Consider the following 12,630-nt stretch of genomic DNA (forward strand, 5'->3'; position numbering starts at 1 on the left):
AACTTTCTCACAGGTCGCGGCCGTTTCCGCGGAGGCGCCGCGCAGGGCGCCCAGGTTACCGAAATGCGCTCAACCACCGCCGGAGTAGGCTGCTGCTCATGACAACGTCCAGCACGACTCCCGCGGGCCGCAACGGCACGCGGCTGCCGCGTAGTGCCCGGCGGTTGCAGCTCCTCGACGCCGCCAGCGAGATCTTCGTCGAGCGTGGTTACCACTCGGCCGGCATGGACGAGATCGCCATTCACGCTGGCGTCTCGAAGCCCGTCCTGTACCAGCACTTCCCGTCGAAACTGGACCTCTACATCGCCGTCGTCGACTCGCACGCCGAGAAGCTGGTGACGGCGATCAACGACGCGCTGCGCATCAGCACCGACAACCGCCAGCGCGTGCGCGCCGCCGTCGAGGCCTTCTTCGACTTCGTCGACCTGGACAACTCGGGCTACCGCCTGATCTTCACCTCCGACGCCAAGGACCCGGCCGTCATCAAGCGCACCGAGGGTGCCATCGAGGCCTGCGTCGACGCCATCTACGAACTCGTCATGCACGACTCGGGCTACGACCCGTACCGGTCGCGCATGCTCGCCGCCGGCATCGTCGGCGCCAGCCAGGTCAACGCGCGCTACTGGATCGACGCGCACCGGCCCGTCGACAAGGATGTCGCGGTGGAGACCACCGTCGCCCTGCTCTGGGGCGGGCTGTCGCGCGTTCCGTATCAGAACGCGGACAAAGAGAAGTAGCTACTTGGCGGCGAAGCCGACGCGGCGCACCTCGGCGCTGCCGACCTCGGCGTAGGCGATCTTCGCCGCCGGCACCAGGAACCGAGAACCGCGGTCGTCGGTCAGGGTCAGCAGCTCGGTCTTGCCGCTCAACGCCGACGACACCGCGTCGAAGGTCTTCTCGCTGTCATCGGCGACCTGCACGGTCAGTTCCCGAGGACTGTCGACGATGCCGATTTTGACTTCCACGCTCATGGTCTAGAGCCTAGCCGAGACCGGGCGGACGCCGACGCCGCGCGGCACCCGTTTCGCCAGCAGCGGAAGACGGGTTACCCGAGCCCCAGATCGGCCATGCGCTTGGCGTGCCGCTCGGTGACCGAGTCGAAGAACTGCGACACCTGCGCGAGGTCGGTGGTCCCACCGGTGAACAACAGGTCGGTGACGTCGTCCTCGGCGGCCAGCACCCACTGCGTGTGCGTGACGGCCTCACCCAGCAGGCGCCGACCCCACAGGGTGAGCGGCCACTTCAACTCCGGCTCGGCCGCGACGCGCGCACGGATCCACTCCTTGGCGAACTCCGAGTTGCCGGTCTCGCGCATCACCGAGGAGACGACGTCGTGGGCCTCGGCGGGCAGCGCGTCGGCCAGCTCGCCGTAGAAGTCGGCCGCCAACCCGTCGCCGACGTAGCACTTCACCATGACCTCGTCCCAGGTCTTGGGGTTGGTGGTGCCGTGGTAGCGGTCGAAGATGTCGACGTACTTGAGCACCTGCTCGGCGGGGTCGAGGCCGCGCCCCGCGACTTCCTCCGCGAGTTCGTCGAAGTGCCCCATCTCCGAGGCCGCCATCCGACCGATCGCGATGCGACTGGCGACGTCGGGCGCCATCGCGGACTCCGTGATCAACCGTTGGTAGGCGGCGTATTCGCCGGCGAGAAGGACCGAGAAGAGCTTGGCAATGCCGGGGCTTTCGTCCATGACTTGGATGGTAGGCGGGCCCGCGTCGGCTAACCAAGTACACTGGAGATAGGTGCCGCACCGTGATCTTCGGTTGCGGCGCCGCGCAATGTGCGCGCATCGCTCCGCACGCGGCCCCTGCAGGGGCATCCGCGAATCACTCGGGGCCGGCCAAACCGCTGGATGCGCGCGAAGCCATCCGAGAGGTTTTGGACAATCCCATATGAGTAATTCCGCCGCGACCGCCGACGAGTCGGTCCAGACGACCATCATCGACGAGGAGCACTCCGCTCCCACCTTCGCCGAGCTCGGCGTGCACGACGACATCGTCGCTGCACTCACCGCCGACGGCAAGACCCACACCTTCGCCATCCAGGAACTGACGCTGCCGCTCGCGCTGGCCGGCGACGACCTGATCGGCCAGGCCCGCACCGGCATGGGCAAGACCTTCGGCTTCGGCGTGCCGCTGCTGCACCGCCTGAAGACCGCCCCCGAGTCCGGCGTCCGCGCCCTCGACAACACCCCGCGCGCCCTGGTCATCGTGCCGACGCGCGAGCTGTGCCTGCAGGTCAACGGCGACCTCGAGGTCGCCGGCAAGGGCGTCGACGTCACGCTCGCCGACGGCACCACCCGCCCGCTGAAGGTCACCGCCATCTACGGCGGTCGCCCCTACGAGTCGCAGATCGCCGAGCTGCAGGCCGGCGTCGATGTCGTCGTCGGCACCCCCGGCCGTCTTCTCGACCTCGCGCAGCAGGGCCACCTGGTCCTCGGCAAGGTCGAGATCCTCGTCCTCGACGAGGCCGACGAAATGCTCGACCTGGGCTTCCTCCCCGACATCGAGCGCATCCTGTCCGCCGTCCCGTCGGCCCGCCAGACGATGCTGTTCTCGGCGACGATGCCCGGTCCGATCGTCACCCTGGCCCGCACCTTCCTCACCAAGCCGACGCACATCCGCGCCGAGCACGCCAACGACTCAGCCGTGCACGAGCGCACCACCCAGCACATCTACCGCGCCCACGCGATGGACAAGGCCGAGCTGGTCGCCCGCGTGCTGCAGGCCGAGGGCCGCGGCGCGACGATGATCTTCACGCGCACCAAGCGCACCGCCCAGAAGGTCGCCGACGACCTGGCCGACCGCGGCTTCGCCGTCGGCGCCGTCCACGGCGACCTCGGCCAGGGCGCGCGCGAGAAGGCGCTGGCGTCGTTCCGCGACGGCACCATCGACGTCCTCGTCGCCACCGACGTCGCCGCCCGCGGCATCGACATCGACGACGTCACCCACGTCATCAACTACCAGTGCCCCGAGGACGACAAGACCTACGTCCACCGCATCGGCCGCACCGGCCGCGCCGGCCGCACCGGTATCGCCATCACCCTCGTCGACTGGGACGAGATGCACCGCTGGTCGCTGATCAACAACGCCCTCGGCCTCGAGACGCCCGAGCCGGTGGAGACCTACTCGAGCTCCGAGCACCTGCGCGAGGAGCTCAACATCCCCGAGTCGGCCACCGGCCGCATCGGCGCCCCGAAGACCGCCACCGGCACCCAGGGCCTGCGCAACAAGGACCGCGACCGCAAGCGCGTCGAGCGCCCGGCCCGCCAGAAGTCCGAGCGCACCCGCAGCCGTACCCGCGGCGGCAAGCCGTCGACCGAGGGCGGCGAGGCGAAGACCGACGCACAGCCCGCCAAGGCCGCGGCCGGCGAGGGCACCGGCGAAGGCGGCGCACCGCGTCGTCGACGCCGTCGTCGCGGTGGACGCGGCAAGGGCAGCGGCGACGCCAACACCGCTGCTGCGCCGGCCTCGGCCGAGTAGGCACCCACCCGAGTATGCGACCGCTGCGGCGCCGACCCGTCGACCTCATCGTCTCGGCGTTGATCGTCGTGGCGCTCGTCGTCACCGCTGCCGCCGCCTGGTACTTCAGCTCCGCGCGACGCACCACGCTGACCCCGGCGACGTCGACGCCGCCGGCGCAGCCGTACCCGGCCGGCGTGCCGGCGAAGCTGCGCCAACTGTGGACCGCCCCCTCCCCCGCGACCCGGTCGCCCCAGGTCACCGACACCGTGGCGCTCACCGGCGACGGCGGCACCGTCACCGCGCGCGACCCGCGCACCGGCAAAGCCGTGTGGACCTACCGCCGACCGCTGCCGGTCTGCGCCGTCCTGGCCGCCTGGTCGCCCAACAGCCCCACCGCGCTCGCGGCGTATCGGAACAGCCGCGGCTGCGGCGAGGTGACCGCCATCGAGGCGACCCGCGGCATCCGCAAAGCCACCCGCAGTTCCGACGCCGACCAGTCGGTCACCCTGCAGTCCGACGGCGGCTACGTGCTGAGCCTGGGCCCGACACGATTCGAGTCCTGGGGCTCGAACCTGGTCCGCGGCATCGAGTACGGCCGCGTCGACGCACCCGTCAAGCCCGACCCGGGCGAGCACACCGGGCGCAACTGCCGACTGTCGTCGGGCCGCACCGCCGGCGACCGCGTCGCCGTCATCGAGCACTGCGACGGTGACCCCGGCTACCGGCTGACCGTCGTCGGCGCCGTGCTCAACAAGGACGAGAAGGTCACCAAGTACGGCTCGACCGTGATCACCAGCGGCACCGCGTTCGCCCCGCCGGTCGTCGTCGCGATGTCCGAGTCGGCGATCGCTGTCTATGACGGCGGCAAGAACACCCCCGAGCCCACCCCCGCGGCGATCCGCACCTTCGACTCGAACGGCACCGAGACCGGAAGGCACCGCGTGCCCGGTGGCGCGGAACTGCCGCCCGGCTCGATCGCGACCGACGGCGAGGGCATGGCCACGCTGTGGACCGGTCCGGCGACCGTGGTCCTCGACACTGCCACGATGCGCCCGAAGTTCACCGCGGCGGGCACGCGCGGACCCGCGGCGACGGTCGACGGCAAGCTGTTGATCCCCGACGCCGGCGGCTACCAGGTCGTCGACGCGGCCAGCGGCCAGCGCGAGGGCGAGGTGCCGCTGCGCCGGCCACCCGGCCCCGACATGGCGATCGTGCCGGCGTTGATCGGCGCGCAGGTCATCGAGCAGCGCGGCCAGACGATCACCGCCTACGGGCCGTGATCACCCTCCGGTGAGCGCGAAGGTCTCCAGCTCGGCGCCCTTGGACCAGTGGTTCCACAGGTTCTGCGCCAGCTCGCGGTAGGCCACCGCACCCTTGTTCTTGCGCCCGCGCAGCACCGACGCGCCCGACGCGGACGCCTCGGCGAATCGCACGGTGCGCGGGATCGGCGGGTTGATCACCGACAGCTCATAGCGGTCGGCGACATCGGCCAGCACATCCCGGCTGTGCGTGGTGCGGGCGTCGTACAGGGTGGCGATCGCACCGATGAGCTCAAGATTCGGGTTGGTGATCTGTTGGACTTCGGTCACGGTGCGCAGCAGCTGGCCGACGCCGCGGTGGGCGAGCGTCTCGCACTGCAGCGGCACCATCACCGAGTCGGCGGCGGTCAGGCCGTTGAGGGTGAGCACGCCCAGCGACGGCGGGCAGTCGATGAGGATGACGTCGTAGTCCTGCGCGACCTCGGCCAGCGCGCGCTTGAGCGCGTACTCGCGGCCCGGACGCATCAGCAGCAGCGCCTCGGCGCCGGCGAGGTCGATGGTGGCCGGCAGCAGGGTCATGCCGTCGTCGGTGGCCAGCAGCACGTCGGCGATCTCCTCCTCGCCGAGGAGGACGTCGTGCACCGACACCTCGAGCTGGTCGGGATCGTGACCGAGGGAGAACGTCAGGCAGCCCTGCGGGTCGAGGTCGACGACGAGCACCGAGACGTCCATCTCGGACAATGCGGCCCCGAGGGAGACGGTGGTCGTGGTCTTGGCGACCCCGCCCTTCTGGTTGGCGATCGCGACGGTCGTGGTCATGGCTTTACCTTACGGGTCAGTTCGCGTCGGGCGGCAGGTCGCCGGCCGCCCATTCCAGCGCGGGCGCGGTGAACAGCGCGACCAGCGTGCCGAACGCCCAGATCGCCAGTGGAATGCCGAAATGGGGACGTCCGCTGTCGGTCATCAGCGCATAGGCGACCGGCAACAGCAGGAGTTCGGCGACGACACCTATCCCCCGGCCCCACCGCTTGCCGCGCAGCAGCGCGAGACCCCCGGCCAGCACGGCGAGGCCGATCAGCGCGCACCACAGCGCCAGGCCGTAGCCGCTGGCGAAGTCCTCGTGGTGTCCGCCCAGCGCGCGGACCACCAGAACCGCGGCGGCGACCAGGCCCACCGCCCCCTGAATCGCGATCGAGATGCCGGCCCACCGGACCGGTGTCGGAGCGTCACCGAGTTGCATGGGCCCAGGGTATTGCGCACGCCGACAACGGCCACCGTAGGGTGGTGTTCCGTGCGGGCATTGCTAATCGTCAACCCCTACGCGACGGCGACGACCCCGGCTGGCCGGGACACCCTCGCGCACACGTTGGGCGCCCGGATGGACCTGACCGTCGAACTCACCACCCACCGCGGCCACGCCGAGGAACTGACGCGCAAGGCCGTGGCCGACGGCGGCTACGACGCGATCATCGTCCACGGCGGCGACGGCTCGGTGAACGAAGTGGTCAACGGGCTGCTCGGCACGCCCGCCGATCCGACACCGCCGTCCCTGCCCCGCCTCGGCATCATCCCCGGCGGCAGCGCCAACGTGTTCGCGCGCGCCCTCGGCATCGACGCCGACCCCCTGCTGGCGACGGCACAGTTGATCGGCCTGCTCGAGTCGGACGCTTCGCGCACCGTGAACCTGGGCATCGCCGACAGCCGCTGGTTCCTGTTCAACTGCGGCATGGGCATCGACGCGCACGTCGTCGAGGCGATGGAGCGCAAGCGCAAGAAGGGCAAGGCGGCCACGCCCGCCCGGTACCTGTTCACGACGGTCGTCACGTTCCTGCGCCACCGGATGGACACCGCGCGCTTCACCGTCTCGGTGTCGACCCACGACGGCGGCCACCTCGACCTGCCCGACACCTCGTTCGCATTCGTCCTCAACACCACGCCGTGGACCTTCCTGGGCGGTCGCATCATCGAGACCAACCCCGGCACCACGCTGTTCGGCGGCCTGGGCGTCTTCGCGTCGTCGACGATGAGCGTGCCGCGCAACCTGCCGCTGGCCACCCGGCTGCTGGTCCACGCCGATCCGCATGCCGGGCACCTCTACCGCAACGACGACGTCGCGAAGGTGTGGTTCACCTCCCCCGTGCCGCTGCCGGTGCAGATCGACGGCGACTACGTCGGCGAGCGCACCGAGATCGAGTTCGGCTACCGGCCCGACGCGCTCGCCGTCGTCGCACCGCCGGACACCGCCGGCTGAACCGGCCCAAAGGGGACCCCGCGCGCACAGTGATGTTGCACACGTGTTAATGGAAACCTATTGACTTCACGCTGATTCGTGAAAGTATTCACAAGGAACACAAGCTGACGAACAGCAGGTCAGCGCGTGAACAGCCAGCTAAAACCAGCCAAACGCCCGTGCGGCTTAATGACGGGCGCGCATCGCTGCGCGCAGACACAGGGAGACGTGAAGAAATGGATTGGCGCCACAAGGCAATCTGTCGCGACGAAGACCCGGAGCTGTTCTTCCCGGTGGGAACCAGTGGCCCGGCCATCGCCCAGATCGCCGACGCGAAGCTCGTGTGCAACCGCTGCCCGGTGACCGCCGAGTGCCTGACGTGGGCCCTCGACTCCGGTCAGGATGCCGGCGTGTGGGGCGGCATGAGCGAGGACGAGCGCCGCGCCCTCAAGCGTCGCAACGCCCGCACCCGCGCGCGCAGCACCGTCTAAGTCCAGACGTTTCCAGCGAACCCCGGATGGCCCTCGGCCACCGGGGTTCGCTGCTGTTGTAAGGACTTATGCTCGGTCCATGACACGGACCACGCGCGTTTCCGAGAGCATCGTCGTCGCTGCCGATCCGGCGGTGGTCTACGACGTCGTCAGTCATCCGGACCGGATCCCCGAGTTCAGTCCGGAGAACACGCGCGGGGTGGTCGACGACCCCGACCGTGCGGCTTACGCGGGGATGACGTTTACGGGATGGAACCGCCGCCTCGGCTTCCGGTGGTCCACGCGGTGCGAAGTCACCGCCGCCGATCCCAATAGGCGGTTCGAGTTCGCCGTGCGCCGCTGGGGCTTCGGCCCGGTCATGGCACCCGTCGCGGTTGCGACCTGGACATTCACCCTCGAGCCCGTCGACGGTGGCACCAGGGTCACCGAAACCTGGACGGACGATCGGGGGTGGCCCGACGGAGTCGCCGCTGTTTTCGACCGAATCGTCACGGGCAAACCCGGGTTCGCCGAGTTCCAGCGCGGCAATATCGCCGAAAGCCTCAAGCGTCTCAAGCGGCTTATCGAGGGGTGAGGCGGCTCAGACGCGGGCATCGGCGGCCACGGCGATCGGGATCGTGATCCGCACCGCCGTCCCCCCGCCGTCGGCGCCGGCAAACTCGACGGTGCCGTTCAGGTCGATCTCGACGAGGGTGCGCACGATCTGCAGGCCGAGGTTCCCGCTGTCCCCCGGGTCGAAGCCCTGCGGGATCCCGGCGCCGTTGTCGCTGACCTGGATGACCAGGTCGCGGAGCCCGCGCTGCGCGTGGACCTCGATCCGTCCCTGCCGCCCGTCGGCGAAGCCGTGTTCGACCGAGTTCTGGATGAGTTCGGTCAACACCATCACCAGCGGCATCGCGAGGTCGGCCGACAGCACGCCGAAGCGGCCGTACACCTGGACCTCCGCGCGCGGCGCACCCGCGCTCGTGGCGTCGACGAGCACCGGCAGGAGCCGGTGGACGACCTCGTCGACGTCGACCTCCTCGTCGACGCTGCCGGAGAGGAACTCGTGCACCAGCGCGATCGACGCGACGCGGCGGACCGCCTCGTTCAACGCCGATTGCGCGTCCGGGTTGGCGGTCCGACGGGCCTGCAGCCGCAGCAGCGCCGAGACGCTCTGCAGGTTGTTCTTCACCCGGTGGTGGATCTCGCGGATAGTCGCGTCCTTGCTGATCAGCGCGCGGTCGCGGCGCTTGACCTCGGTGACGTCGCGCACCAGCACGATCGCGCCGGTGGCCACCCCGCGCGGGCGCAGCGGCACGGCGCGCACCAGGACCGTCGCACGACGGGCGTCGACCTCCATGCGCAGCACGCGATCGGCGGCGGCCGGGTCGAGGGCCGGGCCCGACGCGGCGAGCGTGATCATCTGGGCGGCGTCCTGCGCGTCGAACGCATCGGTGACCAGTTCGGTGAAGACGTCGGCCAGAACCACACCGGACAGGTCGCTGGTGAAACCCATGCGGTGAAAGGCCGACAGCGCGTTCGGGCTCGCGTAGCGGACCAGGCCGTCAGCGTCGACGCGCACGTAGCCGTCACCCGCGCGCGGCGTCGACAGCCCGCTCTCGTTCCCCTCGACGACCGGAAAGGTGCCGTCGGCGACCATGTGGCACAGGTCGGCGGCCGACGCCTGATAGGAACGCTCCAGCGGCGACGGCACGCGCTGGGCGGTGTCGGCGGCGGCCTGGATCAACACGGCGACGACCTCGCCGTCGAACCGGACCGGGATGAGTTCGCGCCGGACCTCCACCCCGCCCGGTGCCGCGCCGCGGTCGACGGTGATCTCGCCGCGCTCAGCGGCGCTGCGCAGCGCGCGGGTCAGCTGGTCGTCGGCGACGTTGGTGACCTCGTCGCCCGGGAGCACGGTCGCCGCCGTGTTGGGACGGCACTGGGCGACGGTGAGGAAGGCCGTGTTCGCCGCGGCGGCGTCGGGCACGGTCAGGAGCAGATCGGCGAAGGAGAGGTCGGCGAGCAACTGCCATTCCCCGACGAGGCGCTGCAGGTGTCCGCCCTGTTCGTCGGACAGACCGGTGTGGGCGGCGAGGAGGTCGGCGAGCGTCGACACGCGGCTACCTGACCTCGGCCGGGGTGAGGTGCATCTGCCCAACGTAGCGCACGGCCGCGGACTCGTTTTCGTTCCCGGGGGCCCGCCGTGGAAGAATGGGCGGGTACCGATTGAAGGAGCACGTCATGGGTAAGCGTGGACGCAAGAAGCGCAGCCGCAAGAAGAACGCCGCCAACCACGGCAAGCGGCCGAACGCCTGATCCGAACTGGGATCGAACCCGGGTGCCGCCGACCTAGTGTCGGCCGCCCGGGTTTTCTGTTTCCGGCGACGCTTGGATCGTGGTGCGCTGGACGGTGGTGCGCGAGGTCGTCGTGCCGTCGGAGACCTCGGTGACCGTCGTCGACTGACGGATCTGGACGCGGACCCGGTCGGCCAGTCCCTGCGGGGCGCGCTCGCCGCCGCACTTGCGGCCGATCAGCTCTTTGACCTGCTTCTCGATGCCGTAGTGCTCCAGGCAGGCCGGGCAGTCGTCGAGGTGCTGCTGCAGTCGGGCACGGGCGCCGGCGTCACATTCGTTGTCCAGGAGCAGCCACACGTCGGCGAGCACGTTGGTGCAGTCGAGTGCCTCGAACTGGGGGTCGGACTCGCTCACGGCGCCACCTCCGTCGTCTCCGAGTTCCGGTTGAAGCCGCGCTCGCGGGCCACGTCCGCGAGCAGGTCGCGCAGCTGCTTGCGGCCGCGGTGCAGCCGCGACATCACGGTTCCGATCGGCGTGTCCATGATCTCGGCGATCTCCTTGTAGGGCATGCCCTCGACGTCTGCGTAGTAGACCGCCATGCGGAACTCCTCCGGGAGCGCCTGCAGGGCTTCCTTGATCTCGTCGTCGGGCAGGGCGTCGAGCGCCTCGATCTCCGCCGACCGCAGACCGCTCGACGTGTGCTCGGCGGTCTGCGCGAGCTGCCAGTCGGTGATCTCGTCGGTCGGGTACTGCGCCGGCTGCCGCTGCTTCTTGCGGTAGCTGTTGATGTAGGTGTTCGTCATGATCCGGTACAGCCACGCGCGCAGGTTGGTGCCCTCGCGGAACGAGGCGAACGCCGAGAACGCTTTGATCATGGTTTCTTGGACGAGGTCCTCGGCATCCGCGGGATTGCGGGTCATGCGCAGCGCGGCACCGTAGAGCTGGTCCAACAGCGGGAGCGCGTCGCGCTCGAACCGCGCGGTCCGCTCCTCATCGGTCTCGACCTGTGCGTCGTCGGCCGGTTGTGCCGCCTTGCTCAACGGGGTCCCTTCGGTTCGCGCCGGCCGAAGATCGCCCGGGCACTTCACCAAGTCTACCGAGCCGAAGACCTCGCGCCCCGCAATCGGGTGCGCAGTAGCGCATGACATATCCGCCACTCCTGTCGTCGAACCTGTTACGAGGGGTGCAACGCGCCCGGCACGGCCGTCATTCCCACCCGCAACCCGCCGAGTGGGCGGCAAATCTCGCCGAGTGGGCGGCACAATCCGCCGAGTGGGCGGCGAATCTCGCCGAGTGGGTGCTGTCGTACTCCGCGCCTAGCATTGGAGCCATGTGCGGACGGTATGCGGTGACCACCGACCCGGCGAAGCTCGCCGCCGAGATCGACGCGGTCAACGAAGTGCCCGACCTGCCGGTCCCCGAGCCGCCGGCGCAGCAGAGTCTGGACGACCTGGCGTCGGGCGACGAGCCGCGGTCGCGGTGGGAGAACTACAACGTCGCACCGACGACGACGGTGCTGACCGTCGTGCAGCGACATTCGCGCGAGGCCCCCGACGACGACGCGACCCGGCGCGTCCGCGCGATGCGCTGGGGCCTGGTGCCGCCGTGGGCGAAGGAGATCGGCAAGGGGTCGCTGTTCAACGCCCGCGCCGAGACCGCCGCCGACAAAGCGTCGTTCCGCGCCGCGGTGAAGTCGAAGCGCTGCCTCGTGCCGATGGACGGCTGGTACGAGTGGGAGAAGGTCGACGGGCCCGACGGCAAGCCGCGGAAGGTCCCCTACTTCATGTCGCCGACCGACCACACCCGTCTGTTCATGGGCGGTCTGTGGTCGGTGTGGCGCCCGCGCGACACCGACCCCGACGATCCGCCGCTGATGAGCTGCACGATCCTCACCACCGCGTCGGTGGGCAAGCTGCGCGAGGTGCACGACCGGATGCCGCTGATCATGCCCGTGCAGTGGTGGGACGAATGGCTCGACCCCGACCGCCCGGCACCGCCCGAGATGCTGGCACCGCCCGCCCACGACCTGGTCGACGCGATCAACGTCCGCGAGGTGTCGCCCCTGGTGAACCGCGTGACGAACAACGGTCCCCACCTGTTGGATCCCGTTTCGTGAGCGGCCTTCGCGCGGCGCGACCCGCCCGCGACCGCGCCGCGTAGCCTCATCACCATGGGCCACGTCCTCGACAATCTCACCGCGCCGAATCGACTGCCGCTGACGCTGCTGTTCGTCGCCTTTCTGACCACCTTCGTGGTGACGAGGGTGATCACCCGCCTGATCCGCGCCGGCAAGGGACCGTTCCACGACAACGTGCAGGGCGGCGTGCACATCCACCACTCCATCCCGGGCATCATCCTGACCATCGGCGGCGCCATCGCCTCCGTCGCGGCGAACGGCGCCGTCCCGGGTGCCGCGATCAGTGCGGTGTTCATCGGCATCGGGGCGTCATTGGTGCTCGACGAGTTCGCCCTGCTGCTGCACCTGCAGGACGTCTACTGGTCCGACGAGGGACAGCTCTCCGTCCTGGTGGTGATGCTGACCGGCGCGGTCCTGGGGTTGTTGACGATCGGCATGACCCCGTTGGAGAGCTTCCCGGCCGTGCACTGGGGCCATCTCGGCCTGTTGGCGAGCCTGCCGATCCATGTGCTGGCGCTGCTCGTATGCATCAGCAAGGGCAAGTATTCGACGGCCGTCTTCGGTGCGTTCCTGCCGCCGATCGCATGGGTGGGCGCAATCCGGCTGGCCCGCCCGACGTCGCGGTGGGCGACCAAGCGGTACTCCGCCGAGAAGATCAAGCGGGCGACGAGTCGGGCCGACGGTTTCGACGCCCGCTGGGGTCGGCGCGGCCTGGCGATCGGCGACCTGGTGGCCGGACGCCCGACGGACGCGCCGGCGACGCCGTAGG

Annotated in this window: 16 protein-coding genes; 9 read left to right on the forward strand and 7 right to left on the reverse strand. The window is 69.9% G+C overall.

The genetic code is table 11. The features are described from left to right. Positions 1–98: 98 nt before the first annotated feature. Positions 99–737 (forward strand): TetR/AcrR family transcriptional regulator, encoded by a 639-nt coding sequence (locus QM728_RS10910; RefSeq protein ID WP_415032035.1) that lies wholly within the window; start codon positions 99–101, stop codon positions 735–737. Here the strand turns inward: QM728_RS10910 and QM728_RS10915 are convergent, their stop codons facing one another. Both QM728_RS10915 and QM728_RS10920 read right to left on the reverse strand, forming a co-directional pair. Beyond that, positions 738–971, reverse strand: a complete 234-nt coding sequence (locus tag QM728_RS10915; RefSeq protein ID WP_415032036.1) for a DUF3107 domain-containing protein — start codon at positions 969–971, stop codon at positions 738–740. It abuts the gene before it with no gap. A 74-nt stretch (positions 972–1,045) separates the two neighbouring features. Next, positions 1,046–1,690, reverse strand: coding sequence for a ferritin-like fold-containing protein (locus QM728_RS10920; protein ID WP_415032037.1), 645 nt, complete (start codon positions 1,688–1,690; stop codon positions 1,046–1,048). 202 nt (positions 1,691–1,892) lie between these two features. Between QM728_RS10920 and QM728_RS10925 the strand changes: the two genes are divergently transcribed. Beyond that, positions 1,893–3,482 (forward strand): DEAD/DEAH box helicase, encoded by a 1,590-nt coding sequence (locus QM728_RS10925; RefSeq protein WP_415032038.1) that lies wholly within the window; start codon positions 1,893–1,895, stop codon positions 3,480–3,482. A gap of 14 nt (positions 3,483–3,496) precedes the next feature. After that, positions 3,497–4,744 (forward strand): hypothetical protein, encoded by a 1,248-nt coding sequence (locus QM728_RS10930; protein ID WP_415032039.1) that lies wholly within the window; start codon positions 3,497–3,499, stop codon positions 4,742–4,744. Here QM728_RS10930 and QM728_RS10935 read toward each other — a convergent pair whose 3' ends face one another. Together QM728_RS10935 and QM728_RS10940 are read right to left on the reverse strand one after the other, a co-directional pair. Continuing rightward, positions 4,745–5,542: a ParA family protein gene (locus QM728_RS10935; RefSeq protein ID WP_415032040.1), complete on the reverse strand. Its 798-nt coding sequence runs from the start codon at positions 5,540–5,542 to the stop codon at positions 4,745–4,747. A 16-nt stretch (positions 5,543–5,558) separates the two neighbouring features. Next, the gene (locus QM728_RS10940; RefSeq protein ID WP_415032041.1) at positions 5,559–5,963 is read right to left on the reverse strand and encodes a hypothetical protein; all 405 of its coding nucleotides are present in this window, start codon (positions 5,961–5,963) and stop codon (positions 5,559–5,561) included. Positions 5,964–6,014: 51 nt separating this feature from the next. On the opposite strand from QM728_RS10940, the gene QM728_RS10945 reads away from it, so the two are divergent. The 3 genes from QM728_RS10945 (at position 6,015) to QM728_RS10955 (ending at position 8,018) form a co-directional block, all read left to right on the forward strand. Beyond that, positions 6,015–6,974, forward strand: coding sequence for a diacylglycerol/lipid kinase family protein (locus QM728_RS10945; protein ID WP_415032042.1), 960 nt, complete (start codon positions 6,015–6,017; stop codon positions 6,972–6,974). A 215-nt stretch (positions 6,975–7,189) separates the two neighbouring features. Further along, positions 7,190–7,444, forward strand: a complete 255-nt coding sequence (locus QM728_RS10950; protein ID WP_007322075.1) for a WhiB family transcriptional regulator — start codon at positions 7,190–7,192, stop codon at positions 7,442–7,444. Between the two features lie 79 nt (positions 7,445–7,523). Further along, complete coding sequence (locus QM728_RS10955) at positions 7,524–8,018, forward strand: SRPBCC family protein (protein WP_415032043.1); 495 nt, start codon at positions 7,524–7,526, stop codon at positions 8,016–8,018. A gap of 6 nt (positions 8,019–8,024) precedes the next feature. Here the strand turns inward: QM728_RS10955 and QM728_RS10960 are convergent, their stop codons facing one another. Continuing rightward, positions 8,025–9,545, reverse strand: coding sequence for a sensor histidine kinase (locus QM728_RS10960; RefSeq protein ID WP_415032044.1), 1,521 nt, complete (start codon positions 9,543–9,545; stop codon positions 8,025–8,027). Between the two features lie 125 nt (positions 9,546–9,670). On the opposite strand from QM728_RS10960, the gene QM728_RS10965 reads away from it, so the two are divergent. After that, positions 9,671–9,745 (forward strand): 50S ribosomal protein bL37, encoded by a 75-nt coding sequence (locus QM728_RS10965; RefSeq protein ID WP_371865352.1) that lies wholly within the window; start codon positions 9,671–9,673, stop codon positions 9,743–9,745. A 33-nt stretch (positions 9,746–9,778) separates the two neighbouring features. Here QM728_RS10965 and rsrA read toward each other — a convergent pair whose 3' ends face one another. Next, positions 9,779–10,138 (reverse strand): mycothiol system anti-sigma-R factor, encoded by a 360-nt coding sequence (gene rsrA, locus QM728_RS10970; protein WP_415032045.1) that lies wholly within the window; start codon positions 10,136–10,138, stop codon positions 9,779–9,781. Next, a complete protein-coding gene (locus tag QM728_RS10975; RefSeq protein WP_415032046.1) occupies positions 10,135–10,872 on the reverse strand; it encodes a sigma-70 family RNA polymerase sigma factor in 738 nt (245 codons plus the stop codon). The genes rsrA and QM728_RS10975 overlap by 4 nt, the downstream gene beginning before the upstream one ends. A gap of 182 nt (positions 10,873–11,054) precedes the next feature. On the opposite strand from QM728_RS10975, the gene QM728_RS10980 reads away from it, so the two are divergent. Together QM728_RS10980 and QM728_RS10985 are read left to right on the forward strand one after the other, a co-directional pair. Then, complete coding sequence (locus tag QM728_RS10980; RefSeq protein ID WP_415032047.1) at positions 11,055–11,840, forward strand: SOS response-associated peptidase; 786 nt, start codon at positions 11,055–11,057, stop codon at positions 11,838–11,840. 54 nt (positions 11,841–11,894) lie between these two features. Then, positions 11,895–12,629, forward strand: coding sequence for a hypothetical protein (locus QM728_RS10985; RefSeq protein ID WP_415032048.1), 735 nt, complete (start codon positions 11,895–11,897; stop codon positions 12,627–12,629). Position 12,630: the final 1 nt, after the last annotated feature.

Source organism: Gordonia sp. (in: high G+C Gram-positive bacteria) (assembly GCF_047602025.1).
In the GTDB taxonomy this organism is placed as follows: Bacteria; Actinomycetota; Actinomycetes; order Mycobacteriales; family Mycobacteriaceae; genus Gordonia.

Excerpts from the sequence above, each read along its gene's own strand:
- QM728_RS10910 (WP_415032035.1), top strand. The coding sequence starts at position 99 with ATGACAACGTCCAGCACGACTCCCGCGGGCCGCAACGGCACGCGGCTG.
- QM728_RS10915 (WP_415032036.1), bottom strand. The coding sequence starts at position 971 with ATGAGCGTGGAAGTCAAAATCGGCATCGTCGACAGTCCTCGGGAACTG.
- QM728_RS10920 (WP_415032037.1), bottom strand. The coding sequence starts at position 1,690 with ATGGACGAAAGCCCCGGCATTGCCAAGCTCTTCTCGGTCCTTCTCGCC.
- QM728_RS10925 (WP_415032038.1), top strand. The coding sequence starts at position 1,893 with ATGAGTAATTCCGCCGCGACCGCCGACGAGTCGGTCCAGACGACCATC.
- QM728_RS10930 (WP_415032039.1), top strand. The coding sequence starts at position 3,497 with ATGCGACCGCTGCGGCGCCGACCCGTCGACCTCATCGTCTCGGCGTTG.
- QM728_RS10935 (WP_415032040.1), bottom strand. The coding sequence starts at position 5,542 with ATGACCACGACCGTCGCGATCGCCAACCAGAAGGGCGGGGTCGCCAAG.
- QM728_RS10940 (WP_415032041.1), bottom strand. The coding sequence starts at position 5,963 with ATGCAACTCGGTGACGCTCCGACACCGGTCCGGTGGGCCGGCATCTCG.
- QM728_RS10950 (WP_007322075.1), top strand. The coding sequence starts at position 7,190 with ATGGATTGGCGCCACAAGGCAATCTGTCGCGACGAAGACCCGGAGCTG.
- QM728_RS10955 (WP_415032043.1), top strand. The coding sequence starts at position 7,524 with ATGACACGGACCACGCGCGTTTCCGAGAGCATCGTCGTCGCTGCCGAT.
- QM728_RS10975 (WP_415032046.1), bottom strand. The coding sequence starts at position 10,872 with ATGTCATGCGCTACTGCGCACCCGATTGCGGGGCGCGAGGTCTTCGGC.
- QM728_RS10980 (WP_415032047.1), top strand. The coding sequence starts at position 11,055 with ATGTGCGGACGGTATGCGGTGACCACCGACCCGGCGAAGCTCGCCGCC.
- QM728_RS10985 (WP_415032048.1), top strand. The coding sequence starts at position 11,895 with ATGGGCCACGTCCTCGACAATCTCACCGCGCCGAATCGACTGCCGCTG.